Origin of the sequence: Microbacterium sp. MYb54 (genome assembly GCF_002979515.1) — a bacterium.
Taxonomy (GTDB): domain Bacteria; phylum Actinomycetota; class Actinomycetes; order Actinomycetales; family Microbacteriaceae; genus Microbacterium.
Map to the genome: position 1 here is coordinate 154,026 of NZ_PCPA01000006.1, position 25,332 is coordinate 179,357.

The following is a 25,332-nucleotide window of genomic DNA, read 5'->3' on the forward strand; positions in this document are numbered from 1 at the left end:
AAGGGGCATCGTCCGAACGTGAGCCCTCCACTGGCGTGTTCCTCCCTGTCGGGAAGAACCACCCCGGAGTGGGATTCACGAACTTCTCCGTTCGACACAAGAAAGCAGCACTATCGTGACGCGCACTTACACCCCCAAGGCTGGCGAAGTCCAGCGCGACTGGGTCGTCATCGACGCCACCGACGTCGTTCTCGGCCGTCTGGCTTCGCACGCCGCTACGCTCCTGCGGGGCAAGCACAAGCCGACCTTCGCCAACCACATCGACTCGGGTGACTTCGTCATCATCGTGAACGCAGAGAAGGTCGCGCTCACCGGTCAGAAGCTCCAGAAGAAGCTGGCCTACCGCCACTCCGGTTACCCGGGTGGTCTGAAGTCGGTCACCTACGCCGAGCTCCTCGAGAAGAACCCGGTCCGCGCTGTCGAGAAGGCCATCCGTGGCATGCTCCCCAAGAACAGCCTCGGCCGCCAGCAGCTCTCGAAGCTCAAGGTCTACGTCGGTGGAGAGCACCCGCACGCCGCTCAGCAGCCGCAGACGTACACCCTCGACCAGGTCGCCCAGTAAGCGCCGTAAAGACTTAAGGACATACTCGTGGCTGACATCCAGGACACCACCGAAACCCCGCAGAACTTCTCGACGTCGACTCCCGAGACCGACGTGGTCGAGGCGGCTCCCCGCCCCGTCCTCAGCGTCCCGGGCGCCGCTGTCGGCCGTCGCAAGCAGGCCATCGCCCGCGTGCGCATCGTCCCCGGCTCGGGCACGATCACGGTCAACGGCCGCACGATCGAGGATTACTTCCCGAACAAGCTGCACCAGCAGCTGATCAACGACCCGTTCACGGTGCTGAACCTCACCGGTGCATACGACGTCATCGCACGCATCTCCGGTGGTGGCCCCTCGGGCCAGGCCGGTGCGCTTCGTCTCGGCATCGCCCGTTCGCTGAACGGCATCGACGAGGAGAACAACCGTCCGACTCTGAAGAAGGCCGGCTTCCTCTCGCGCGACGCTCGCGTCAAGGAGCGCAAGAAGGCTGGACTCAAGAAGGCCCGCAAGGCGCCTCAGTACTCGAAGCGTTAAGGTCCACTGCTCCGATGCCGATCTTTGGCACGGACGGTGTGCGAGGACTCGCCAATGGCGTCCTCACCGCCGATCTTGCGCTCACCCTGGCCCAGGCGACTGCTGTCGTCCTGGGCCAGGGGCGTACTGCGGAGGCTCGCAAGTCAGAAGGCAAACGACTCCTCGCAGTGGTCGCCCGCGACCCCAGGGTGTCCGGGCACTTCCTGACCGCAGCCGTCTCCGCAGGGCTCGCCTCCTCGGGCGTCGATGTGCTCGAGGCGGGGGTCATCCCCACACCCGCGCTGGCCTTCCTCGTCGCCGACCGTGACGCCGATTTCGGCGTGATGATCTCGGCGTCGCACAACGCCGCGCCCGACAACGGCATCAAGATCTTCGCTCGCGGGGGCCGCAAGCTTCCCGACGTCGTCGAACAGCGCATCGAAGAGGCGATGGCCGGCGAGATGCTGCGCCCGACGGGTGCCGGTGTCGGTCGCATCGACCGGTTCTCCGACGCGGAGGATCGCTACGTCGTGCATCTCCTCGGCTCGCTGCCGAACCGCCTCGACGGCATCCACGTGGTGCTGGACTGCGCCCACGGCGCAGCGTCAGGCGTTTCTCCCGAGACGTTCCGCGATGCGGGCGCCGAGGTCACGGTCATCGGGGCAGACCCCGACGGCTGGAACATCAACGACGGCGTCGGCTCGACGCACCTCGACAACCTCGCAGAGGCTGTCGTGCGTCTGGGGGCCGACATCGGCATCGCCCACGACGGTGACGCCGACCGCTGCCTGGCTGTGGACGCCGAAGGCAAGCACATCGACGGCGATCAGATCATGGCGATCATCGCTGTGTCGATGAAGGAGCGCGGTCACCTCACCGACGACACCCTCGTGGCGACCGTGATGAGCAACCTCGGTCTGCATGTCGCGATGCGTGAGCACGGGATCACGGTGCGTCAGACCGCGGTCGGCGATCGCTACGTCCTCGAAGACATGAACGAGGGTGGCTACGCCCTCGGCGGCGAGCAGTCCGGTCACGTCATCATGAGCGAGTACGCGACCACCGGCGACGGCATCCTCACCGGCCTCCACCTGGTGGCCGAGATGGCACGTCAGAAGAAGACGATCGCCGAGCTCGCCTCGGTGATGACCATCTACCCGCAGGTTCTCATCAACGTGCGCGATGTCGACAAGGACCGCGTCGCAGACGACGAGGTCGTGCAGCAGGCCGTGCGCGAAATCGAGACCGAGCTGGGCGATTCCGGACGGGTGCTGCTGCGCAAGTCCGGCACCGAGCCTCTGGTGCGGGTCATGGTCGAGGCTGCCGACGCGGAGTCCGTGCACGCCTACGCCGGACGCCTTGCAGAGGTCGTGCAGGAGCGCCTCGCGCTCTGACGCCTGAAGTGCTTCGGAAACGGCCGGTCGCTGATCTCAGCGGACGGCCGTTTCGCGTTCTTCGCTGCGGTGCGCGCGAAGTGCCCGCGGCGTCGTGCCGTAGTCGTCGTCGAGTGCGCGGCGCAGACTCATCGGCGAGTGGAATCCCGCACGCTGCGAGATCTGCTCGATGCTCAGCACGTCGAATCGGCTGTCGATCAGAAGAGACTTGGCCAGGCGTGCGCGCTGATGCCGGATCTCGCCCGCCACGCTGTTCTCCGCCTCGGCGAAGACCAGCTGAAGCTGACGCAGTGAAGACTGCACCTCACGGGCGACCAGCGTCGGGTTCAGAGCGGGGTCACCGCACTGCTGCGCGATGACCGCCACGGCTCGGTCGCGCAGCGCAGCCCTCGGGGAGCGCTGACCGGAAGCCGCGCCGACACGGTCGAGCAGGATCGCACCGCTCATCTCCACGATCAGGTGCTCGATCGCATACCGTTCGATCGACGTCGCCGGGTCATCGGTGTCGAGGATCTGCTCGATGAAGGCCTGCATCGCCCGATCCAGTGGCCGACGTTCGGTGAGGATCCAGGCGACAGTCGGCAGAGCAGCGACGAAGGCCCCCAGCGCGGCGCGAGGAACGTAGGCGGCTGTCACGCGCCAGGCGCCTTCGCAGCGCACGTGGTGGGTGACCCCTGGCGCGGCGAGGACGACTCCGCCCTCGATCTGCGTCCACGGCCCGTCCGGTGTCTTCGTCGACAGTCCTGCTGCGTCGACGAACGCGAAGACGGCGTGCTCGGGGTGAGCCGTCGTGGTGTCGATCGCCAACTCGGTGGTGGTGCCATGCAGTGACAGCAGGATCACCGGGCCCGGCGTCCGCTCCAAGGCGTGAAGCGGCGAGCGGGCGCCGACGGCGCGGACGCCGTGGGCGATCAACTCCGCAGTGCTGATCTCTCTGATGTTGCCTTGACCCATGCAGCACCCCCCGACGCTGATGACCGTGGGGACGACACCGACCATGGCCGGTGCTCGCCGGGCTCGTTCCTCACCGACCAGCGGATGATGCGGACGGGGAAGTGCTCGCTTCGTCAGAGGATACCGGCGCGGACGGGGAAGGCAACAGTGCCTCTTGCGTCGGGCTCCCTGTCGCTCTTCAGCTTCGAGTATCGCTCCACTTCAGCTGCTCGATGTATCGCAGCAGCACGCCTTCGCGCAGAGCCCATGGGGACACTTCCAGCTCGTCGATCTGCAGCGCGGTCATCGCCGCGTGCAACGACACCGCAGCGGCGACGATCTGGAACGTCCGGTCCGGCGTGATGCCCGGCAGCTCCTGCCTGGCTGAGGCAGGGAGGCGCGCGAGCCGCGGGATCCAGGAGCCGAGTGCTGGCCGAGGCAGCAGCATCCGTTCGCTTCCCGACCATCCGGGCACCGGGTAGCCGACCAGTCGAGCGAGCGAGCGGATCGCCTTGGACGATCCGACGACGTGGTCGGGGCGGGGGAGTGCTGCGAACGGGGGCAGTACTGCCGCGAGAGTGGTCTCGGCGTGGGCGCGCAATCGCTCGACGTCGACCTCGCCTGGAGGATCGTTCGGCAGGAACTGCACGGTCATGCGTCCTGCGCCGAGGGGTACGGATGCCGCGGCGTCGGGCATCTCCTCGGCCCCTGCCGCGATCTCCAAAGAGCCGCCGCCGATGTCGAGCAGCAGGATCTGCCCGGCAGACCAGCCGAACCAGCGGCGTACCGCGAGGAACGTCAGCTCGGCTTCGGTCTCGCCGTCGAGCACCTGCAGGGGCTGACCGAGGGCTGCTTCGATGCGGGCGATCACGTCTGCACCATTGCGTGCATCGCGAACGGCGCTCGTCGCCGTCGCGAGCAATGCGTCGACGCGCTCGCTCTCGGCGACGCGGCGCGCTTGGGCGACCGCGACTTCGAGTGCGACCACGCCCTCCTCGGAGATCGAGCCGTCAGGTGCGAGGTAGCGCATGAGGCGCAACACCGTCCTGTCGCTGGTCGTCGCGAGCGGACGTCCACCTGGGCGGACATCGGCCGCCAGCATGTGGACGGTGTTGGATCCGATGTCGAGGACTCCTAGGCGCACGGGAAGAGAATACTCGCCCCCCGATACGATGTACTCCGTGACCACCGCCGACCCCACGCTGCCGCTGTCGCCCTACCGGGAGATCGGCCGCGCAGAATGGGCTCGGCTCGCGGCCGGGCTCGATCAGCCGCTCACCGAAACCGAGGTCGTGGAGCTCCGGGGCATCGGGGACCGCCTCTCCCTCACCGAGGTGCGCGAGGTGTACCTTCCGCTGAGTCGGCTGCTCAGCCTGTACGCGACTTCGACGAAGCGCCTCGGTGCCGCGACGTCGTCTTTCCTCCAAGAGGATGACACCACGACGCCGTTCGTCGTCGGCGTCGCAGGATCCGTGGCGGTGGGCAAGTCGACGATCGCGCGTCTGCTGCGCGAGCTCATGAGCCGCTGGCCGGGGACGCCCCGGGTCGAGCTGGTCACCACCGACGGGTTCCTGTACCCGAACGCCGAGCTCGAGCGTCGCGGGATCATGGACCGCAAGGGATTTCCCGAGTCGTACGACCGCCGTGCGCTGATCGATTTCCTCACCGAGGTGAAGAGCGGCGCCACCGAAGTGCGCGCCCCGTTCTACTCCCACATGCGATATGACATCGTGCCGGACGCCAACGTCGTGGTGCGTCGCCCCGACGTCGTGATCGTCGAGGGACTGAACGTGCTGCAGCCGCCGCCGGCTCCGAACGACGTCGCCGTCAGCGACCTGTTCGACTTCTCGATCTTCGTCGACGCCGACACCTCGCACATCGAGAAGTGGTACGTCGACCGCTTTCTTGCATTGCGCCAGGCCGCGTTCAGCAACCCCTCGTCGTACTTCAACGTGTTCGCGCACCTCACGGACGAGGAGGCGATCACCACGGCGCTCGGGTACTGGAACGAGATCAACATGCCCAACCTCGTCGAGAACGTGATGCCCACCAGGCATCGTGCGCGTCTGGTGCTGCGCAAGGGCGCGGACCACGACGTCGAGACCGTGCTGCTGCGCAAGCTCTGACACGGCTCGCAAGCGCACCGATGCGGTCCGGTCGATGATCGACGGTGCCTCCCGAGAATGTACGGACGGCTCCCAAAAATTCCGGCTTACTCTTGACCGCATGTGTGGAATCGTCGGATACGTGGGCCCGCGCCCCAGCCAGGACATCCTTCTCGCCGGCCTCGCCCGCCTGGAGTATCGCGGGTACGACTCTGCGGGAGTGGCCGTCATCGACGGCGGCGGCTCGCTCGGGATGCGCAAGAAGGCGGGCAAGCTCGCCGTGTTGCGTGACTCGCTCGCCGACGCGCCGCTCCCCGATGGGTCGACCGGCATCGGACACACCCGCTGGGCGACGCACGGTGGGCCGACCGACGGCAATGCGCACCCCCACCTGGCCGACGACGACAAGCTCGCCGTCATCCACAACGGCATCATCGAGAACTTCTCCGCGCTGCGCGAAGAGCTGCTCGCCGACGGCGTCGTGTTCCGCAGCGAGACCGACACCGAGGTCGCAGCCGCCCTCCTCGGCCGGGCGTACGCCGACAACGGCGGAGACCTGCAGCTGGCGTTCCGCAGCGTCGTGAACCGCCTCGAGGGCGCTTTCACCCTGCTCGCGATGCATGAGGACCACCCTGGTCTCGTGGTCGGCGCCCGCCGCAATTCCCCGCTCGTCATCGGACTCGGCGAGGGGGAGAACTTCCTCGGCTCCGACGTCGCCGCCTTCATCGAGTACACGCGCAAGGCGCTTGCGATCGGTCAGGATCAGATCGTCTCGATCACCCCGGACGCCGTCACCGTCATGGACTTCGCCGGTACTCCGGTCGAGCCCGAGCCGTTCGACGTGTCGTGGGACGCCGCTGCTGCCGAAAAGGGTGGATGGTCCAGCTTCATGGCCAAGGAGGTCGCCGAGCAGCCTGAGGCGGTCGCCAACACGATCCGCGGTCGCATCAAGGACGGCCAGGTCGTCATCCCCGAGCTCGAAGGCCTCGACGAGCTCTTCATCGGCATCAACCGCGTCATCATCACAGCCTGCGGCACAGCGTCGTACGCGGCGCTCGTCGGCAAGTACGCGATCGAGCAGTGGGCGCGCGTCGCGGTCGACGTCGAGCTCGCGCACGAGTTCCGCTACCGCGATCCGGTCATCGGCGCCGACACCCTGGTGGTCTCGATCAGCCAGTCGGGCGAGACCATGGACACGCTCATGGCCGTGAAGTACGCCCGAGAGCGCGGCGCGCGCACACTCTCCATCTGCAATACGCAGGGCGCGACGATCCCGCGCGAGTCGGACGCCGTCGTCTACACCCACGCCGGGCCCGAGGTCGCGGTCGCTTCGACCAAGGCGTTCTCCGCCCAGATCACCGCGCTGCTGCTGCTCGGTCTGCACATGGGCAGGGTGCGTGGTGCGGTGGCAGACGCATCGGTCGATGTCGCCGAGCTCGCGGCTCTTCCGGAGAAGATCGCGAAGGTGCTCGAGAGCGAGCACGAGCACGTCACCCAGCTCGCCGGCTGGATGGCAGACACCCGCTCGGTGCTCTTCCTCGGTCGCCATGTCGGCTACCCGATCGCGCTCGAGGGTGCGCTCAAGCTCAAGGAGATCTCCTACATCCACGCCGAGGGGTTCGCGGCCGGCGAGCTCAAGCACGGCCCGATCGCGCTGATCGAGCCGGGGCAGCCGGTGTTCGTCCTGGTGCCGTCTCCGCGTCATTCGGCACTCGTGCACTCCAAGGTCGTCTCGAACATCCAGGAGATCCGCGCCCGCGGTGCCCGTGTGATCGTGATCGCCGAGGAGGGCGACGCCGCCGTGCTGCCGTTCGCCGACGAGGTCATCCACATCCCGCTCGCCGGTGCGATGTTCGAGCCGTTGCTCGCGGTCGTCCCACTCCAGATCTTCGCGATGGCTCTGGCCACTGCGAAGGGACTCGACGTCGACCAGCCGCGCAACCTCGCGAAGTCCGTCACGGTCGAGTAAGCCCTTCTCCGAATCGCGCAAATGGCCTCGTTTCCACCGGAAACGGGGCCATTTGGGCGATCTCAACCGGAAGCATGCTCGATAGGCTGAGCGAGTGATCATCGGCACCGGCATCGACCTCGTGGACATCCCGCGATTCGAGCGGACGATGGCACGGACGCCACGACTGCGAGAGCGACTCTTCGCCCCGTCGGAGCGCGCTCTGCGACTCCCGTCGCTCGCGGCGCGCTACGCCGCCAAGGAGGCGCTGATCAAAGCGCTCGGCGGCTCGGACGGTGTGCACTGGACCGACATCGAGATCGCATCGGAGCCCTCGGGTCGCCCCCATTTCGTTCTCTCCGGCTCGACGGCAGCCGTCGTCCAGGAACGGGGAATCCTCACGCTTCATCTGACCCTCACTCACGATGCCGGCCTCGCCGCCGCGTTCGTCGTCGCCGAAGGAGCACCGCTGTGACCGTCCCGTTCCGTGAAGCGACCATCGACCTCGACGCGATCGCCGACAACGTGCGGCACTTCCGCCGGCTCACCGGCGTGGACGTGATCGCGATCGTCAAGGCCAACGCCTACGGACATGGAGCGGCTGCCGCTGCCGTCGCCGCGCTCTCCGCCGGTGCGACGCGCATCGGCGTCGCAGAGATCCCCGAGGCGCTCGAGCTGCGCAGGCAGGGCGTTCATGCCCCGATCATGGCGTGGCTGCACGCGCCGGGGGAGCGGTTCGAGCATGCCGCCGCGCAAGACATCGAGGTCGGGATCTCATCCTTCGACCAGCTCGAGGCAGCCGCCACGGCAGCCGCGGTCGACCGTCCGGTCGGCGTGCACCTGAAGTTCGAGACCGGACTGTCGCGCAACGGCATCGCCCCGGCGGACTGGGGGCGGGTGCTGGCCGAGGCCGCGCGTCTCGAGCGCATCGGACGCCTGCGCATCGTCGGACTCTTCAGCCACCTCTCCAACACCTCGGTGGAAGACGACAGAGCTGCGCTCGCGAAATTCCAGGAGGGGGTCGTGGCTGCGGAATCCTTCGGCATCCACCCGGAGATCCGGCACATCGCCGCCACTGCTGCGGCGATCGACCTGCCGGAGATGCGGCTCGACGCCGTGCGGATCGGTGTCGGGCTCTTCGGGCTGTCGCCGTTCGACGACCGCAGTTCCGCCGAGCTCGGGTTGCGCCCGGCGATGACGCTCCGTGGAGCGATCGCGGCCGTCCGTCGTGTTCCCGCCGGAACCGGCGTCTCCTACGGCTATGACCATCGCACTGACCGCGACACGACTCTGGTGCTCGTGCCGCTCGGCTACGCCGACGGTGTGCCGCGCAACGCCTCCGGCCGGCTTCCCGTCTCGATCGGCGGGCGCCGGTTCGTGAACGTCGGACGCATCGCGATGGATCAGTTCATCGTCGACGTCGGCGACACCCCGGTGTCGATCGGCGACGAGGTCGTCTTGTTCGGTGATCCCACTCTCGGGGTGCCGTCCGCCGCAGACTGGGCGGACGCGGCAGACACCATCAACTACGAGATCGTGACGCGCATCGGCCCGCGCGTACCCCGGCGGACCGTATGAGTGTCGATCCCGCTTTCCTCGGACGCCGGGAGATCGCGACCAGCGAGGCGATGGAGCAGCTCGGTCTTCGGATCGGCGAACAGCTGGAGCCCGGTGACCTCCTCATCCTCACCGGTCCTCTGGGAGCAGGTAAGACCACCTTCACCCGCGGACTCGCCGAGGGGCTCGGAGTGCGCGGCCCCGTGCAGAGCCCGACCTTCGTGATCGCCCGCACGCATCCGTCGCTGGTCGGCCGGGCGCCGCTCGTGCATGTCGACGCGTATCGGCTCGGGTCGGCGGCAGAACTCGACGACCTCGATCTCGACCTCGAGCGCTCGGTCGTCGTGATCGAGTGGGGCCGTGGCATGGCGGAGGAGCTGGCCGACTCCTGGTGGGACATCGAGCTCGAGCGCCCGATCGGCGCATCGGACCTCGACCCCTCGGAACTCGACCCCTCGGAACTCGATGCCGATGCACCGCGGATCGTGACGATCGTGCGCGAGAGCATCTCATGACCCAAGGAGCGAACCCCGCGCTGGTCGCCGTGATCATCGAAGACGACTCCGACGTGCGGTCGCTGCTGGACGAGGTCTTCCTCGCGGCAGGCTTCGAGACGATCCTCACCGGATCCGGGCTGGACGGGCTCGCGGCGATCGAAGAGCACCACCCGGTGATCACGACGCTCGACATCAACCTCCCCGGTATCGACGGGTTCGAGGTCGCGAAGCGCATCCGGCGGATCAGTGACACGTTCATCATCATGCTCTCCGCGCTGTCCGACGAGTCCGACGTCGTGCTCGGGCTCACCTCGGGAGCGGATGAGTATCTCGTGAAGCCGTTCCGGCCGCGCGAGCTCCGTGCCCGCATCGAGGCTCTGCTCCGGCGCCACCGGCTTCCGGATCCTCGCTTTCCCGGCACCGGTCTCCCCGAGGCCCAGGTCGCGGGACCGCGAGTCGCGGATGCCCTCCGGTCGGTGGCACACGCCGACCAGGCGCTGGATGGAGCCACTGTCCTCACCTGGCGGGGCCGAGTGCATCGGGACCTCAGCCTCGACCTCGACACGCGGATGGTCCTGATCGGACAGCGGCGGATCGACCTCACACCGACCGAGTTCGATCTGCTCGCGATGCTGCTCGAGGCCGGACTCCGGGTGTGCAGCAAAGCGGATCTCGCCCGCGGGCTGCGTGGCGCCCCCGAGGGGTCGAACGACTACGTGAGCGAGCCGGACAAACGGGCGATAGAGACGCACATCGCGAACCTGCGACGAAAACTCGGCGACAGCACGACGCAGCCGCGGTATATCGAGACGGTGCGCGGCGTCGGCTATCGACTCACGTCGGCCGATGGTCCGTGAACGCCGAGGGGCGGGACCGTGGTTCCCCAACCACGGTCCCGGTTGCCTGCGAATCCCCACTCGCGTGGCCCCAGCGTCTGCGTTGTTCCCCAGTCGCAGTGTCGGCCCCCACTCAGAATGCTAGGGGTGCGAGGTCGCCTGAAGAGCGGGCTCGAACGATCTTTGAGTAATCTTGCGGCAAAGCTGAGGTTCGACGGAGAGGGTGAGCGCTGATGGTCCGCACCGTGTCTATCTGGCGCTGGCAACTCGTCTTCACCGGCAGCATCGTGGCGATCGTCGTCATGCTCACCGCGTTCAAACCGGAGACCTTCGCGAACCAGCTCGTCGTCGCCGGTGCCGGTCTCGTGATCGTCACCACCCTCGTGACCCTGGCCGTGCCCTGGCATCGGCTCCCGCGCACCGCGGCGACCGTCGTGCCGCTCCTGGATGCACTCGCGGTGGGGCTCACCACCAACGCCCCCGATCTCAGGCTCGGCTTCCTCTGGGTCTTCCCCGTCGTCTGGCTGGCCACGTACTTCACGATGCCCTGGGTTCTCGGCGGGATCGCCTTCATCAGCGCGACCCTCGTGCTGTTCGCCGACCAGAGCGGCACCCCGGCCGACATCCTGCTGCGGCTGCTCACCCTCGTGATCACCCTGGGCTTCCTCGGCGTGACGGTCCGCATCGGCTCGCAGCGCTCCCGTGCCGCGCGCCGACTCCTGCAACGCCGTTCCGAGCAGGTCAACCGCGCAGCCGAACGTGCCGAGGCGAACCAGCACCGAGTCATCCAGATCGTCGATGCGCTGAGCATCGCGCTCGTCGTCGTCACGGCGGGCGGACGCATCCTCCAGATGAACGACGCCTATCGGGCGCTTTACGGACGCGATCGCTTCGGCGCCGCGCTGCCCTCGGCCGCGGTCGAGTACGACGCCAGGCGCGGCACGGCTCTGCCGCCGTCGCGCACCTCGCTGGCCAGGGCCGCCGGCGGAGAGCAGCTGCATGCCGAGAGGGTGTGGCTGTTCGACGGCACGGGACAGTGGCGTGCGCTGGAGGTGAGCACGCAGCCGATGGCGAGCGTGGGAGAGGGTGAGGACATCACTCTCGTCGTGATCGATGATGTGACGGCACTGCTCGAGGTCGACGAGGAGAGGCGCACCTTCAACGCCGTCGTCTCCCATGAGCTGCGCAACCCCCTCACCGCGATCATCGGCCACGTCGAACTGCTCCGTGAGCGCGACGACCTCCCAGGGCGCGTGCCGGCGCAACTCGACATCATCGCGCACGCGGGCGAGCGCATGCAGGACCTGGTCGCGAGCATCCTGCAGCAGACGAGTCGCGCCGCTCAGGAGCCGTTCGCCCCCGTGGATCTGCGCGAGGTCGTCGAAGCGGCCGCAGCCTCGTATGCGCCGGTCATCTCGGGCAACAGGCAACAGCTCGAGATCGCAGGCGCTACGAGTCTCGTGATCGCCGGTGACCCCTTCCGGCTGCGACAGGTGCTCGACAACCTTCTCAGCAACGCCGCCAAGTACACCGCGGCCGGCGGGCGCATCGACGTCGGCCTCGACACCGCCAGCACCGGTCAGGCGCAGGTCACGATCGCCGACGACGGGTTCGGTATGACGCCGGAGGAGCTGTCACGCGTGTTCGAGCCGTACTTCCGCACGGAGAGCGCCGTGCGCGCCGGTATCAGCGGGACGGGGTTGGGCATGGGGATCGTGCGGGAGATCGTCGCCGCGCACGAGGGAAGCATCGACGTTGCCAGCGAGATCGGGGTCGGCACCCGCGTGACACTCCGCTTTCCGCCGCGTTCCCTCGAGGAGGTGCAGGCGTGAGCCCTCTCGTTCCCGTCAACGTCGACATCACCACGAGCATGGTGGCCGTCGTCACCGTGCTCACGGCCATGGTGATCGGCCTCGCCACACTCGCGCGCCCGAGCAGGGCGACCGTGACCTGGGGAGCGGCCTTCGGCCTGGGGATGCTGGGGGCCTACCTCTGGCTCGCGGGCCAGCAGACCGAGGAGCCGGTGCTGCGAGGGGCGGCATCCGCGCTGCTGCTGTGCTTCGAACCACTGGTCTGGATCGGCCTGCGGATGCATCTGGGGCGGCGGGCGCGCTGGTGGCCCGTCATCCTGTTCGTCCTGATCGCCCCCACGCTCCTGGTGGCCACGGCCGGCAGCGGTTGGTACCTGCCCTCGTTCCAGCTCGTCTTCCTCGGAAGCGCCGTCTTCGCGGGGCTGGTGGCCTACGAGCTGCTGCGCGACAGGACGGCGGTCAGAGACATCGAGCTTCCGCTGGCTCTCGCCTCATGCGGCTTCGTCGTGGTCGCTGTCGTGAGCGCGGCATCCGCTCTGGTATCCGGTGGGGCCGGCACCGAGGCTCAGCTGAGTGCGCTGCGCGGGATGAACGCCGTCGGCACCGTGGTGGTGAGCACCTGCGCGGCCTTCACCCTGGTGCTGATGGTGCGGTCGGAGCAGAAGAAGAAAGACGCCGACGACATCGCGGACCGGGCACGTCGTCGGCTCCGCAAGGCCGAGGAGCAGAAGGACCTTCCATGGTCGATCCTCGACATCCGCCTCGACGACCCCGAGGACCTCAGAGAGGCGTCGACGGGTTCGGCGTTCGCCCTTATCGTCGATCGGTTCCATCACGACATCCAGGAGGCCCTCCCGGCGTCGGCAGACGCCGATCGGGTCGCTGACGGCCGCGCGATCGTCGTCATCCGCGGCGGCGACGAGTCGGTGCGCCACCACTTGCGCGAGATCCTGACGCGCATCTCGGTGATCGACAGAGAGACAACGGTGACGGGGATCAGGTCGTCTGCGAGTATCGGCTGGGCTACCGCATCGGTCGTCGGCTACGACTACGACGCGCTCGTGGCCGCTGCGGGCAGGGCGGCGGCCAGGGCGCGGGCTGCCGGCGGCGACCAGTGGAAGCGGGCCACGGCAGCGGATCTGACGCGCGTCTGAGACGCGCTGGGGCTACGAGGTACGGGTCTCGCGACTGCGTGCGAGGGCAGCGGCGATCGCGTCTTCCGCACCGGCACCGGTCTCGGCCGCAGCCGACACGTTCTCGGCGACGACCGCCTCGATGATCTCGGTCCGTTGGATACGCGTCTCGCGCGGCGCCTTCACACCGATCCGCACGCTGTCGCCCTTGATCTCGAGCAGCGTGATCTCGATGTCGCCGTCGATGCGTACGCTCTCACCGATCCGCCTCGTCAAAACCAGCATTCGTTCAGCCTAGTGCTGCCGGGACGACGCCGACCGCCGGCGCGGGGATGTCTCGCACCACTCCGACGGTCTCGATCGTGAGGGCTGCGGACGTCGCCTCCGTGTACGAGAGCACCGGAAGCCCATCGGTCTGGGCCGAGACCAGGCGGCGCACGGCCGGCCGCAGCGACGGGGCGCAGACCAGAACCGGCTCCCCGCCTTCACGCACCGAGGAGACGGCCTGCTTCACGGATTCGACCACGGCCTCCATGCGCTGCGGATCGAAGACGATCTGGGTGCCGTCGTCGCCGGGACGCAGGCTCTCGAGCATCGCCTGTTCGAGGAGCGGGTTGATCATCACCACGCGCAACGTGCCGGCTTCTGCGAACCGGGCGGCGATCGCGGGTCCGAGTGCGCCGCGGGCCGCCTCGATCAGGCCCTCGGGGTCGGTGGAGGTCCTGGCCCGCAGCGCGAGCGCTTCGTAGATGCGGCTGAGGTCGTTGATCGGCACGCGCTCCGCGAGAAGGCCCTGCAGCACGCGCTGGATCTCGGCCAGCGACAGGAGCGCCGGGGTGAGTTCTTCGACCGCGGCGGGGGAGACCTGCTTGAGGGCATCGGTGAGCTGGCGCACGTCTTCACGGCTGAGCAGGCGTGCGGCGTGCGCGTGGATCACGCTGGAGAGGTGCGTGATGATCACGCTCGCGCGGTCGATCACGGTGGCGCCGGAGAACTCGGCGCTGTGACGCATCTCCATCGGGATCCATTTGCCTTCGAGCCCGAACACCGGATCGAGCGTCGCGCTGCCGGGAAGTGAATCGAGCCCCTGCCCCAGAGCGAGCACCGAGCCGACCGGTGCAGTGCCTCTGCCGGTCTCGACTCCGGCGATGCGGATGACGTAGGTCGACTGCGAGAGCTCGATGCTGTCGCGGGTGCGCACGGGCGGGGTGATGAGACCGAGATCGAGTGCGATCCGGCGACGGAGGGCCTTCACTCGTGCCAGCAGGTCGTCTGGGCCGCCGGTGACGAGGTCGACGATGTCGGGGGAGAGCAGGATCTCAAGCGGGTGCACCCGCATCTTCTCGATCAGCTCCTCCGGCTGATCGGTCGGTGCGACGGTCGGGCTCTGCGCCGCATCCGCCTCCTCGCGCTTCTGGTTCGCCTTGATGCGCTGTGCGATCAGCAGGAGCAGTGCGCCGATCGCGACGAACGGCAACATCGGCATGTGCGGGATGAGCGACATGATGATCGCCGCGCATCCTGCGATGATCAACGCGTTGCGGGACTGGCCGAGCTGGGCCGATGCCGCGGTGCCCATCTCCGCCTCGGCCGTGGAGCGGGTGACGATCATGCCGGTGGAGACGGCCATCAGGAGCGCAGGGATCTGCGTGACGAGTCCGTCGCCGATCGTGAGGAGGCTGTACGTGCTCACGGATTCATCGATCGTCATGCCGTGCTGCACGATGCCGATCGCGATGCCGCCGACGATATTGATGATGATGATGACGAGCCCGGCGATCGCGTCGCCCTTCACGAACTTGGAAGCACCGTCCATGGCGCCGTAGAAGTCGGCCTCAGCGGCCACCTCGGCTCGGCGCTCCCTCGCCTCGGTGTCGGTGATGAGTCCCGCGTTGAGGTCGGCGTCGATCGCCATCTGCTTACCGGGCATCGCGTCGAGAGTGAACCTGGCGCCGACCTCGGCGACTCTTTCGGCGCCCTTGGTCACGACGACGAACTGGATGACGACGAGGATGAGGAACACGACGGCACCGATGATGAGCGAGCCGCCGACGGCGATCGCCCCGAACGCCTCGATCACCTGACCCGCGTACGCCTCGCCGAGCACGAGACGGGTCGAAGCGACGTTGAGCCCCAGCCGGAACAGTGTCGCCACGAGCAGCAGCGAGGGGAACACCGAGAAGTCGAGCGGCTTCTTCACGAACATCGACGTCAGCAGGATCACGAGCGCGAACATGATGTTCAGGATGATGAGGATGTCGAGCAGGAACGGCGGGATCGGGACGACGAGCAGCATGATGATGCCCACGACTCCGATCGGCACCATCAACTTGGTCAGCAGCGCTCTCATGCGGTCCTCCGGTAGGGAAGGGAGTGGATGCCGCGGGCGGCTCCGCGTCGTCGCAGCGAGTCGACGAACACGAGCACGCGGGCCACGGCGTTGTACAGGTCTTCGGGGATCTCCTGGCCGAGCTGGCACGCGGCGTGCAGGGCTCGGGCGAGCGTGATCTCGCGCACCAGCGGCACCCCTGCGCGCACGGCCTCGTCACGGATGCGCTCCGCGATCACGCCGCTGCCCTTCGCGACGACCTTGGGGGCTGCGCGGCCGGGCTCGTACCGCAGCGCGACCGCGATGTGGGTCGGGTTGACCACGACGACATCGGAGCCGGCGACGGCGGCGATCATGCGGTTGCGGCTGACGGCGAGCTGACGCGAACGCCGCTGCTGGCGGATGAGCGGGTCACCCTCGGAGTTCTTGTTCTCGTCGCGGATCTCGCGCTTGGTCATGCGGGTGTGCTTGCGGTTGCGGCGCATCACGACGAACATGTCGATCGCCGCGAGAGCGAGCCCGACGCCGATCGCGGTCTGCAGCAACGCGATCGTGCCCTCGGACGCGGTGCCGAGAAGACGCGAGATCGAGTGCGCTCCACTGGCGGTGAGCACGGGCATCAGGCTCGCGATCACGAACCACAGCGCGATGCCGATGGCGGCGGTCTTCAGCAGGGCCTTGGCGCCCTCCCAGAGCGCCTGCATGCCGAACACCCGGCGGATCCCGTTGACGAGGTTGAACTGCTCGAAGCGTCCGTTGAGCGGTTTCAGGTGCACGCCACCCTGGATGACGGCTCCGATCAGCGTGACGATGGCGACGGCGGCCAGCATCACCGTGAGCGTCGGGAGCACCGAGGCGAGGCCCCGGCCGAGGGCTGCGAGTGCCGCCTCAGGCGTGGGGGCGTCGACCAGGGAGGTCAGCGTGAGCAGCTGTTCCGTGCCGGCTGATGCGCCGAGGGCGATGGCTGCGGGCATCGTGACGGCCGCTGCGCCGATCCCCAACCAGGCCGTGAGGTCCTGGCTGCGCGACAGACGCCCCTTCTTCCTGGCTTCGCCGAGGTGCTTGTCGGTCGCCTTCTCGCTGCGTTCTCCGCTGTCGGTGCCGCTCACTCGTGCACCCCCTGCATCATCCGCAGCGCCTGTGCGGCGAGGGCATCGACGATGCCGGGGAGCACGGCGTAGACGGTGCCGGCGAGCAGCAGCGTCAGCAGGATCTTCACCGGGAAGCCCATGGCGAAGGCGTTCAGCGCCGGTGCCACACGCGTGATCAGTCCGAGGCCGACGTCGGCGAGGAACAGCACGAGCACGAGCGGGCCGGCGATCTGCACGGCGGCGAGCATCAGCTGGGTCACACCGTCGACCAGGAGCTCGGCGGGGCCTGCTATCTCGAACATGCCGTCGACGGGCACGGCCTCGAAGCTGCGGGCGAGACCCGCGAGGATCAGCTGGTAGCCCCCGGAGGCGAAGAGCAGGGTCAGCGCCGTCAGGTGGAAGAGCCTCGTGAACTGGGCGCCGTTCACGAGCGAATGCGGGTCGAAGGCCTGCGCGAGCTGGAACCCGCCGAACACGTCGATCAGGCTGCCAGCGGCCTGGAGGGCGGCGAAGCACACCAGCACGAGGAAGCCCAGGAGGGAACCGGTGACCAGCTGCAGCACCAGGGCGCCGAGGAAGGGCCCGGTGTCGAGATTCTCGTAGCCGGGGGCGACGGCCGTGCCGACGGCGAGCGAGAGACCGATCGCGAGCATCGCCTTCACCCGCACCGGGATCGCCCCGTAGGAGAAGGGCGGGGCGATCATGATGAACGCCGTGATGCGCACGGCGGCGAGCATCGTGGCCTCCAGCCAGGCGAAGTCGATCGGGATGTACACGCGGTCATCCGCTCAGCAGCGAGGGGATGCGGGCGAACATCTCGTTCGTGAAGGCGATCATCTCCGCGATCATCCAGTTCCCCGAGATGAGCAGCGCGATTCCGACCGCGACGATCTTGGGCACGAACGACAGCGTCACCTCCTGCACCTGGGTGATGGACTGCAGCAGCGAGATGGCGAACCCGACCACGAGCGCGGTGACGAGGACCGGTGCAGCGAGCTTCGCCGCGATGATCAGCCCCTGGGTGCCGATGTCGATGACAGCCTCCGGGCTCATCCGACCCCTCCGTAACTCTCCAGGAGGGCACGGATTATGAGCCCCCAGCCGTCGACGAGGATGAACAGCAGGATCTTGAACGGCAGCGAGATCATGACGGGCGGGAGCATCATCATGCCCATCGACATCAGGGCCGCAGCCACGACGAGGTCGATGACCAGGAACGGGATGAAGATCACGAAGCCGATGATGAACGCGGCCCGCAGCTCGGAGATCATGAACGCGGGGATGAGCGTGTACATCGGAACGCTCGAGGGGTCCTCGGGGTTGGGCTGACCGGCCATCCGCGTCATGAGGGCGAGGTCTTCTTCGCGCGTGAAGCGGAGCATCCACTCCTGCAGCGGCAGCTGACCGATGTCGATCGCCTGCGTGAAGGTGAGGGTGCCGTCGATGTATGGCTGCACGGCGACCGTGTTGATCTCGGTGAGCACCGGCCACATGATGAACAACGACAGGAAGAGCGAGAGGCCGGCCAGCACCTGGTTCGGCGGGATGGTCGGCAGCGAGAGGGCGTTCCTGGTCATCGCGAGCACGACGAAGATCTTCGTGAACGACGACATCATCAGAAGCAGAGCCGGGGCGACCGAGAGCAGGGTGATGCCCAGCAGGGTCAGGATCGATCCTGAGGGACCGCCGTCGACCCCGTTGATGTCGATCGTCACGCCCTCACCGGGATCATCCGGCGTCACCTGGGCGTGGGCCGCGGTGCCCGTGAGGAGCGTCATCACGACGACCAGCGCGAATGCGGCGGCGAGGATCAGCGCGATTCTTCGCAGCGCTCGCCCGTCGACGACCCCACGGGGAGCGCTCATCGCGTGCGCCGGATGGCCTCGGCGGTCTGCCGCCAGGTTTCGGGGGAGAGGATGGAACCGCGCAGCGGATCGTTGCGGTGGCGCACGCGGCGCTGAGGCGCAGGTTCCATCGACGTGGTGCGCGCCGTCTCGGTCAGGGCGGTGGCGGCGAGGATGCGGTCGAACTCCTCGGCGTCGGAGGCCGCGTCCGATGTGGCTTCCGACCACGCAGGACGAGCCTGTTCGTCCGCGAGGCCGGTGGCCTTGACCGGCAGTCGATCGACGACGCTCACGCCGTGCTCGGTGACGCCGAGGACGTACCGGGCGTCATCGGTCTGGATGACCACGATCTGCGCCTTCGGGCCGACGCCCTGGCGTCCGAGCACCGTGATGACCTCACCGTCGCGACGGCGCGCCTGCGTGCGTGCGATGCGGCGCTGCAGGAACCAGAGCACCCCGAGCACGGCCGCGAGCGAGAGCACGACCCGGAGGCCGAGCATGAGGTCGTCCAGGGTCAGGCCTCGACGTTCTCGAGGATGCGGGTGATGCGCACCGCGTAGTCCTGGTCGACGACGACGACCTCGCCGTGCGCGATGATGCGTCCGTTGAGCTTGATGTCGGCCGGAGCGCCGGCAGAGCGGTCGAGCTCGACGATGCGCCCAGGCTCCAGATCGAGCACGTCACGCACCGCCATCCTGGTGCGTCCGATCTCCACCGTGAGCTCCATCTCGACGCCCGCGATGCGGTGCAGCCGACGCGAGGAGTTCGAGGCTCCGGCCGGAGCGCGGGTGACGATCACGGCGAGACGCCCGATCGTGTGATCAGCGTCGTCCTGCAGGTCGAAGAGCTGCGCTGCCGGGTCGGCGAAGAGAGCCGAGGCATCGCCGATCGTGGCGTCGCCGAGGGCACCGGATCCGAGAGCGCTCGTCGAGGCGTCGAGGGCATCGCGGAGCCGGTCGGTGAGCGGGGTGCCACCGAGGCCGTCGACGAGGATCTCGGGTTCGAACAGCTGCACGGCCAACTGCGCGCTCGCCTCGCCGACGAACTGCACGATCACGGCGTCGCCGGTGTCGCCGGAGACCTGCGAGGCGCGGGCGACGAGAGGAGAGGCGGTCGGCAGCGACGCGGCGAAGGCGGCCGCGACGGCGGTTTCGTAGGTGGTGGTGGTTGTCACGCTGGCTCCTCGGCGAAGGCGGGATCGGGAACGGTGGTGGTGACGACGCATGCCAGTCGCGCCCCGGCGCTGCCGACGGCGGCCGTGGCGACGATCTGGTCGTCGACGGCGAGGACCATCGGCCGGTCGGCCGAGTGCGGGAACGCGATGATGTCGCCGACTGCCAGATCCAGCACCTCGCGCGGCAGCACAGCACGCGGAGCCAGTCGCAGTGCGAGCTCGACCGGTGTGACCTCCACCTGGCGGCGAACGAGGCCCGGGGCCGCCGAACGGTCGGTGTCGGAGGGGCGCACGGTGAAGCCGGCGATGACGGAGGCCGGCAGCATGACGCTCGTCGGCACTGTCCGGCCGGCGAGGCGCATCGAGAATCGCGCGACGATGACCGGTTCGCCGGCCGCAGCCACCTGGGCGAACTGCGAGCTGTACTGGATGCCGCTCACGGTCACCCCGACCGGCAGCAGGCCGTCCAGCGCTCCGGTGAGGTGGTCGATCGCGTCGACGATCAGCGACCTGATCAGGGCCTGCTCGATCGGGGTGAACGTGCGTTCCTCTGAGGCGGACGCTGCTCGCCCGCCGACCATCTGCACGATCCAGGCCGTTGCGGCGGAGGTCGGCAGCTGCACGATGAGGCGCTCTTCGGAGTCCGGCAGCGCGCACACGATCATGGTGGTGGTCGTCGGCAGCGACTGGGCGTACTCGCTGTAGGTCATCATGCCGACGTGCTCGACGGCGATGGTGGCGCGTACGTGGATCTTCGCCGAGAGCTGGGCGGACCACTGCCGGGAGAACGTCTCGAAAGCGAGTTCCAGGGACCGGGTGTGCTCTCGCGAGAGGGTCGCCGAGCGGCCGAAGTCGTACACCTCGACTTCGGCGGTCTTCGTCGCCGTCCCTGCGCGCACATCTGAGCGCACGCTGTCCTCGATCACCACGAACCGGACTATCGGGCGGTGATCGGCGTGCGTTAGGTGGAAGAGCGGGTCAGGAAGACGGCTTTCCCGCCTGGGCCTGGGGGATGAGCGCGCGCACCTCCTCTTTGGCATCGGAGAGGATGACGATGTCGACCCGGCGGTTCTGCGCCAGCGCCTCGGGCGCGTCGCCCGCGGCGACCGGACGGGTGTCGCCGAATCCGACCGACTTCAGGTGTGCAGGCGGGAGTCCCGAGGCCTCGACGAGATGCCGCAGCACCTGGGTGGAACGGCCCGACGACAACTCCCAGTTGGTGGGGTAGGGGGCGACCGATCCGCGGACGTCGGCATGGCCCTCGACCGAGATCTCGTTCGGGGTGGTGACCAGCACCGACCCGAGCGCATCGAGCACCAGGACGGCGGTGGAGCTGAGGGTCGTGCTGTTCGTGGTGAAGAACGTCTCGGCGCTCACGAGTCCGATCGTGAGGCCCCGCTCGTCGATCGTGAAGGTGACATCGGCTTCGAGTCCGTTCTGGGCGAGCACCTGGCGCAACCGCTCGCGGAGGGCGGAGAGCTCACTGAACTCGGTCTGCGCCGCGGCGAGGTCGACGTCGGCGAAGTCCTCGCCCTTCTCGTCGACCAGCTCAGGAGGCACGACCACACCCGTCGTGACATCGACGTCGTCGGACGGCTCCTGGCCGAAGCCGGTCGCGAGGGAGGCGCTGAGGGCCTCGAACTTCTCCTGGTCGACGGTCGACATCGCGAACAGCACGATGAACATGCACATCAGCACCGTCACCATGTCCATGTAGGACGCCATCCACCGCTCGTCCGGACCGCTGTGCTCCTCCTGGGGCACGCGGCGACGGGCACGGACGCTCATGACGCCTGCTCCGTCTCCTCGGCTGCTCGGGTGCGGGCGTGACGGCCGGAGCGGGCGGAGGGGCGCTCGGACACGAGGGCGCGCAGGCGCTCTCCGACGAACTGCGGCGGGGCGCCGGCCTGGATCGCGAGCATGCCCTCCATGAGCACGGTCATGCGTTCGAGCTCGAGCTCGCCGAGACGCTGGAGGCGTCCGCCGATGGGCAGCCAGATGAAGTTGGCCGAGAGCAGACCCCACAACGTCGCCACGAATGCCGTCGCGATCATGGGACCGAGGGTGTCGGGCTTGTCGAGCTTCTCCAGCACATGCGTGAGGGAGACGACGGTGCCGATGATGCCGACCGTGGGCGCGAAGCCGCCGAGCGTCATGTAGAAGCGTGAGGCGGTGCGGTTGCGGGCGGCGGTCGAGGTGAGCTCATCCTCCAGCAGGGTCCGCAGGTCTTCCGCATCCGTGCCGTCGGCGATGCTCTGCAGAGCCTGCCGCAGGAACGGATCCTTCTCGTCCTCCAGCCCCTGCTCGAGGGCGAGGAGCCCTTCGGCGCGCGCCTTCTCGGCGTAGCCGACCACCGTGTCGATCATGCTCGACGCGGTGCGGCGCTCGCCGCGGAAGGCGCGGGGGAGCGACTTGACCGCATGCAGTGCATCGCGCACGGTGCCGCTCGCGATGCCGACGGCGATCGTGGCTCCGAAGACCAGCACCATCGGGGCGGGGATCAGCAGCGATCCGATGGTCGCGCCTTCGAGGTTGATCATGGCGATCAGGGCGCCGAACGCGAGGACCAGCCCGAGGATGAGAGACGGATCCATCAGAGACCGGCCTCAGAAGCGGGGGCCGCGGAATCCGTTCCGGCAGCGTTGATCATGGCGGCGGCTGCGGCGAGCACTCCGGCGCGGAAGCGGGTGATCTGCGCGATCACGTCGTCCATCGTCTCGGTGACGACGAAGGTCGCGCCATCGACCATGATCAGCGTCGTGTCCGGCGTCGCCTGGACACGTTCGATCAGGTCGGGATTCACCGCGAACCGAGAACGGTTCAGGCGCGTGAGGACGATCATGGGCTCCATCCTGGAAAGATCCGTCCGCGTTCCGGGGAGCACGGACCCGACGGCCCGTCCTGGGCTGTCGGGGGTGACTGTCGGCCGGAGGTCGCTGGGCGTTAGTCAGGCGGATGGCGGAGGAGCTCGAAGTTCGATCTCGTGGCGCAGAAACACACTTGCCGTGAACTGTAAGTCTGCGCCACAAGCAGCTGCAGCCCTCAGCGATCGGCGAGCAGTCGATCCCGCACCTGACGACGCAGCACCTTGCCGATGAGCGATCGGGGAAGGTCGTCGACGGCGCTGATGCGGCGGGGCACCTTGTACGGGGTGAGCCGCGTGCGACAGAAGTCGCGCAGTGCCTCCACGTCGAGGGCAGCGCCGTCGCGGAGGACGACCGCGGCGGCGACGTCTTCGCCACCATGGGGTCGCGGAAGGCCGACGACCGCGGCGGCGATGACATCGGGGTGCGCAGCCAGCACGTCTTCCACCTCGCTGGGCGACACGTTGAACCCGCCGGTGATGATGAGCTCTTTCAGGCGGTCGACGATGCTCACGAATCCATCGGGCGAGACCTGAGCGATGTCGCCGGTGCGGAGCCAGCCATCAGGCAGCAGGGCATCCGCCGTCTCGCCCGGACGCCCCCAATAGCCCTGGAAGACCTGCGGTCCGCGGATGAGGAGTTCGCCCGCCTCGCCGGCCGGCCTGTCGACGGTCGGGTCTGCGGGATCGACGACACGGATCTCCGTGCTCGGGAACGGCACGCCGACCGTGCCGGGACGACGCGTCGGTCCCATCGGGTTGCCGAGCGCGACCGGTGAACTCTCGGTCATTCCATAGCCCTCGACGAGGAGGCCTCCGGTCGCCTCCTCCCAGCGCTGCACGGTGGCGACCGGAAGGCTCATGGCTCCGGAAATCGCGAAGCGGACCGTCGAGAGGTCGATCGTGCCGCGGGCGGCCGCGCGAGCCAGAGCGTCATAGATCGGCGGGACGGCGGGGAGGAAGGTGGGCGGAGCCGAACGTGTCGCCGCCGTGACCAGACCCAGATCGAACGCGGGGAAGAGCACGAGTCTCGCCCCGATGCTCATCGCGAAGGTCAGGCACAGGGTCATTCCGTAGGCGTGGAACAACGGCAGCACGCCGTAGAACGTCTCCTCGCCGTCGACGAGGCCGGGCACCCATGCTCGTCCCTGCATCGCGTTGGCGCGGAGGTTCGAGTGAGTGAGGATCGCCCCCTTCGGCAAACCCGTGGTACCGCTGGTGTACTGCAGCAGGGCGGTGTCGTCCAGCGTCGGTCCCGGCACCCGCCGTGAGATCCGCCGGTGATCGGCAAGGCTCTTCCACGCGATGAGATGCCGAGCCTTCGGGGCACCGGTCAGCTTCGCGCGCGACTCGCGTGCCTTGGGCACGGGCAGGCGAAGAGCGAGGCGCTTCGAAAGCGGCATCGCCGCGGTGATGTCGACGCTCACGATGTGCTCGACCCTGACGTCTGCCGGGAAGCCGGCGATCGTGTCGACGGCCTTGTCCCACACGATGGCGATGCGCGCACCGTGATCCTCGAACTGGTGCCGCAGCTCGCGGGCGGTGTAGAGGGGGTTGTGCTCGACCACGATCGCGCCGAGTCGGAGGATCGCGTAGAAGGCCACGGCGTGCTGCGGGCAGTTGGGCAGCACCAGAGCGACGCGATCGCCCTTGCCGACCCCGAGCCGCCGCAGACCCTCGGCGGCGCGCTCGACCTGCTCTCCGAGCTCCCGGTAGGTCGTGACAGCACCGAAGAAGTCCAGTGCCGGACGCCTGCCGAAAGCTTTCACGCTCGCCGAGAGCATCTCCGGCAACGTCTGCGACGGATCCTCGATCTCGGCGGGGACGCCCTCCGCATAGGAGTCGAGCCAGGGGCGAGCGGCGAGCGGAGATTCAGGCATGTCTCCATCCTGCCCGGGATCGCGTTCCACGGACACCGCACCCGTCAACCGACGAACAGGAGCACGATCGACAGGGCGACTGCGGCAGCACCGACGCCGGCCAGCGTGATCCCGAGCACCTGGAACGCATGCAGGAGTGGCCGTCGGGGTTCGAATCGCATCAGGGAGGGGTGCCGCTCACTGACGAAGGCATCGACATCTTCGCGTCCGTGCCAGTGGTGGGCTTCGTCCGCACGGAGCGGGCGTTCGCGGAAGTCGCCCGCGGCGAACCAGCGGGCGCGCGCCCGGCCGCTCTCGTCCTCGACGACCACGACCTCTTGCGGCAGCCAGGAGTCGTCGTGCACCTTCACAAGCAGCACGATGGCGAGCAGAGGGAGCCCGACCCCGAGGCCGATCCACGAGAGGACCTCGGCGATGGTTCCGACAGCGTCGACCGCATTCATGACCGGCTCCGTTTCTCCCAGAGACGACAGTACCGGCCCCGCAACGCTCGATGTCACGCCCGTAGGCTGGCGATATGGATGAAGGCATGCGGAACGTGCAGGCGGCACTGGCGGACATCACCGAGCACTGGCAGCCGCACCGTCTGACGAGCATCAACGACTACGACGTCAAGGTCGTGAAGCTGCTCGGAGAGTTCGTCTGGCATACCCATCCCGACACCGACGAGCTCTTCATGGTGGTGCAGGGGCAGCTGACGATCCAGTTCCGCGACCGCGATGTCGTGCTCGGACCGAACGATGTCTTCGTCGTTCCCCAGGGCGTCGAGCACTGCCCACGCGCCGACGAAGAAGTTCATGCGATCCTCTTCGAGCCCAAGGGCACCGTCAACACGGGCGACGCCGGTGGCGATATGACTTCGGAGCTTCGCGAGTTCGGATAG

General features: G+C 68.1%; 28 protein-coding genes. 12 read left to right on the plus strand and 16 right to left on the minus strand.

From position 1 onward, the window contains the following. Positions 1-115 precede the first annotated feature (115 nt). From rplM to glmM, 3 genes are read left to right on the plus strand one after another with little or no spacing between them, the layout of a single operon-like run. Complete coding sequence (gene rplM, locus CQ040_RS09025; protein ID WP_028502254.1) at positions 116-562, plus strand: 50S ribosomal protein L13; 447 nt, start codon at positions 116-118, stop codon at positions 560-562. A 27-nt stretch (positions 563-589) separates the two neighbouring features. After that, entirely contained in the window at positions 590-1,075 is a 486-nt protein-coding gene (rpsI, locus tag CQ040_RS09030; protein ID WP_028502255.1) for a 30S ribosomal protein S9, read from the plus strand. Between the two features lie 14 nt (positions 1,076-1,089). Beyond that, positions 1,090-2,448 (plus strand): phosphoglucosamine mutase, encoded by a 1,359-nt coding sequence (gene glmM, locus CQ040_RS09035; protein WP_105527311.1) that lies wholly within the window; start codon positions 1,090-1,092, stop codon positions 2,446-2,448. Positions 2,449-2,484: 36 nt separating this feature from the next. Here glmM and CQ040_RS09040 read toward each other — a convergent pair whose 3' ends face one another. After that, positions 2,485-3,402, minus strand: a complete 918-nt coding sequence (locus tag CQ040_RS09040; protein WP_181156773.1) for an AraC family transcriptional regulator — start codon at positions 3,400-3,402, stop codon at positions 2,485-2,487. A 178-nt stretch (positions 3,403-3,580) separates the two neighbouring features. Further along, entirely contained in the window at positions 3,581-4,525 is a 945-nt protein-coding gene (locus CQ040_RS09045) for a Ppx/GppA phosphatase family protein (RefSeq protein ID WP_105527309.1), read from the minus strand. A 28-nt stretch (positions 4,526-4,553) separates the two neighbouring features. On the opposite strand from CQ040_RS09045, the gene coaA reads away from it, so the two are divergent. The 8 genes from coaA (at position 4,554) to CQ040_RS09085 (ending at position 13,289) form a co-directional block, all read left to right on the plus strand. After that, on the plus strand, positions 4,554-5,507 hold the full coding sequence (gene coaA / locus CQ040_RS09050) for a type I pantothenate kinase (protein WP_028502259.1): 954 nt from the start codon (positions 4,554-4,556) through the stop codon (positions 5,505-5,507). Positions 5,508-5,607: 100 nt separating this feature from the next. Beyond that, entirely contained in the window at positions 5,608-7,455 is a 1,848-nt protein-coding gene (glmS, locus tag CQ040_RS09055; protein ID WP_105527308.1) for a glutamine--fructose-6-phosphate transaminase (isomerizing), read from the plus strand. Positions 7,456-7,549: 94 nt separating this feature from the next. Next, complete coding sequence (locus CQ040_RS09060) at positions 7,550-7,909, plus strand: holo-ACP synthase (RefSeq protein ID WP_105527307.1); 360 nt, start codon at positions 7,550-7,552, stop codon at positions 7,907-7,909. Further along, positions 7,906-9,012, plus strand: a complete 1,107-nt coding sequence (gene alr / locus CQ040_RS09065; protein ID WP_105527306.1) for an alanine racemase — start codon at positions 7,906-7,908, stop codon at positions 9,010-9,012. Before CQ040_RS09060 ends, alr begins: the two co-directional genes overlap by 4 nt. After that, on the plus strand, positions 9,009-9,506 hold the full coding sequence (tsaE, locus tag CQ040_RS09070) for a tRNA (adenosine(37)-N6)-threonylcarbamoyltransferase complex ATPase subunit type 1 TsaE (protein ID WP_105527305.1): 498 nt from the start codon (positions 9,009-9,011) through the stop codon (positions 9,504-9,506). Before alr ends, tsaE begins: the two co-directional genes overlap by 4 nt. Further along, positions 9,503-10,345 carry a response regulator transcription factor gene (locus tag CQ040_RS09075; RefSeq protein WP_105527304.1) on the plus strand — a complete coding sequence of 281 codons (843 nt, stop codon included), beginning with the start codon at positions 9,503-9,505 and terminating at the stop codon, positions 10,343-10,345. The genes tsaE and CQ040_RS09075 overlap by 4 nt, the downstream gene beginning before the upstream one ends. A 212-nt stretch (positions 10,346-10,557) precedes the next feature. After that, positions 10,558-12,156 carry a cell wall metabolism sensor histidine kinase WalK gene (locus CQ040_RS09080; protein WP_105527303.1) on the plus strand — a complete coding sequence of 533 codons (1,599 nt, stop codon included), beginning with the start codon at positions 10,558-10,560 and terminating at the stop codon, positions 12,154-12,156. Continuing rightward, positions 12,153-13,289, plus strand: coding sequence for a hypothetical protein (locus CQ040_RS09085; RefSeq protein ID WP_105527302.1), 1,137 nt, complete (start codon positions 12,153-12,155; stop codon positions 13,287-13,289). Before CQ040_RS09080 ends, CQ040_RS09085 begins: the two co-directional genes overlap by 4 nt. A 12-nt stretch (positions 13,290-13,301) precedes the next feature. Here the strand turns inward: CQ040_RS09085 and csrA are convergent, their stop codons facing one another. The 14 genes from csrA to CQ040_RS09155 all read right to left on the minus strand — a co-directional run bounded on the left by csrA (position 13,302) and on the right by CQ040_RS09155 (position 24,892). Further along, on the minus strand, positions 13,302-13,553 hold the full coding sequence (gene csrA, locus CQ040_RS09090) for a carbon storage regulator CsrA (RefSeq protein ID WP_105527301.1): 252 nt from the start codon (positions 13,551-13,553) through the stop codon (positions 13,302-13,304). 4 nt (positions 13,554-13,557) lie between these two features. After that, entirely contained in the window at positions 13,558-15,618 is a 2,061-nt protein-coding gene (locus CQ040_RS09095; RefSeq protein ID WP_105527300.1) for a flagellar biosynthesis protein FlhA, read from the minus strand. Beyond that, positions 15,615-16,706, minus strand: a complete 1,092-nt coding sequence (locus CQ040_RS09100; protein WP_028502269.1) for a flagellar biosynthesis protein FlhB — start codon at positions 16,704-16,706, stop codon at positions 15,615-15,617. The genes CQ040_RS09095 and CQ040_RS09100 overlap by 4 nt, the downstream gene beginning before the upstream one ends. Then, positions 16,703-17,464, minus strand: coding sequence for a flagellar biosynthetic protein FliR (locus tag CQ040_RS09105; protein WP_105527299.1), 762 nt, complete (start codon positions 17,462-17,464; stop codon positions 16,703-16,705). The genes CQ040_RS09100 and CQ040_RS09105 overlap by 4 nt, the downstream gene beginning before the upstream one ends. A gap of 4 nt (positions 17,465-17,468) precedes the next feature. After that, the gene (fliQ, locus tag CQ040_RS09110; protein ID WP_028502271.1) at positions 17,469-17,741 is read right to left on the minus strand and encodes a flagellar biosynthesis protein FliQ; all 273 of its coding nucleotides are present in this window, start codon (positions 17,739-17,741) and stop codon (positions 17,469-17,471) included. Continuing rightward, positions 17,738-18,553, minus strand: a complete 816-nt coding sequence (gene fliP / locus CQ040_RS09115; RefSeq protein ID WP_105527298.1) for a flagellar type III secretion system pore protein FliP — start codon at positions 18,551-18,553, stop codon at positions 17,738-17,740. The genes fliQ and fliP overlap by 4 nt, the downstream gene beginning before the upstream one ends. Beyond that, entirely contained in the window at positions 18,550-19,032 is a 483-nt protein-coding gene (gene fliO, locus CQ040_RS09120; RefSeq protein WP_105527297.1) for a flagellar biosynthetic protein FliO, read from the minus strand. The genes fliP and fliO overlap by 4 nt, the downstream gene beginning before the upstream one ends. 14 nt (positions 19,033-19,046) lie before the next feature. Further along, positions 19,047-19,706 carry a flagellar motor switch protein FliN gene (gene fliN, locus CQ040_RS09125; protein ID WP_105527296.1) on the minus strand — a complete coding sequence of 220 codons (660 nt, stop codon included), beginning with the start codon at positions 19,704-19,706 and terminating at the stop codon, positions 19,047-19,049. After that, the gene (locus CQ040_RS09130; protein ID WP_105527295.1) at positions 19,703-20,635 is read right to left on the minus strand and encodes a flagellar motor switch protein FliM; all 933 of its coding nucleotides are present in this window, start codon (positions 20,633-20,635) and stop codon (positions 19,703-19,705) included. The genes fliN and CQ040_RS09130 overlap by 4 nt, the downstream gene beginning before the upstream one ends. Positions 20,636-20,684: 49 nt before the next feature. Continuing rightward, positions 20,685-21,494: a flagellar motor protein MotB gene (locus CQ040_RS09135; RefSeq protein ID WP_105527294.1), complete on the minus strand. Its 810-nt coding sequence runs from the start codon at positions 21,492-21,494 to the stop codon at positions 20,685-20,687. Further along, positions 21,491-22,300, minus strand: a complete 810-nt coding sequence (locus tag CQ040_RS09140) for a motility protein A (RefSeq protein ID WP_028502277.1) — start codon at positions 22,298-22,300, stop codon at positions 21,491-21,493. Before CQ040_RS09140 ends, CQ040_RS09135 begins: the two co-directional genes overlap by 4 nt. Then, positions 22,300-22,548, minus strand: a complete 249-nt coding sequence (locus CQ040_RS09145) for a flagellar FlbD family protein (RefSeq protein ID WP_105527293.1) — start codon at positions 22,546-22,548, stop codon at positions 22,300-22,302. Before CQ040_RS09145 ends, CQ040_RS09140 begins: the two co-directional genes overlap by 1 nt. A 200-nt stretch (positions 22,549-22,748) precedes the next feature. Continuing rightward, complete coding sequence (locus CQ040_RS09150) at positions 22,749-24,449, minus strand: long-chain-fatty-acid--CoA ligase (protein ID WP_105527292.1); 1,701 nt, start codon at positions 24,447-24,449, stop codon at positions 22,749-22,751. Between the two features lie 44 nt (positions 24,450-24,493). Further along, a complete protein-coding gene (locus CQ040_RS09155) occupies positions 24,494-24,892 on the minus strand; it encodes a hypothetical protein (protein WP_105527291.1) in 399 nt (132 codons plus the stop codon). 74 nt (positions 24,893-24,966) lie between these two features. On the opposite strand from CQ040_RS09155, the gene CQ040_RS09160 reads away from it, so the two are divergent. Next, positions 24,967-25,332 carry a cupin domain-containing protein gene (locus tag CQ040_RS09160; RefSeq protein ID WP_105527290.1) on the plus strand — a complete coding sequence of 122 codons (366 nt, stop codon included), beginning with the start codon at positions 24,967-24,969 and terminating at the stop codon, positions 25,330-25,332.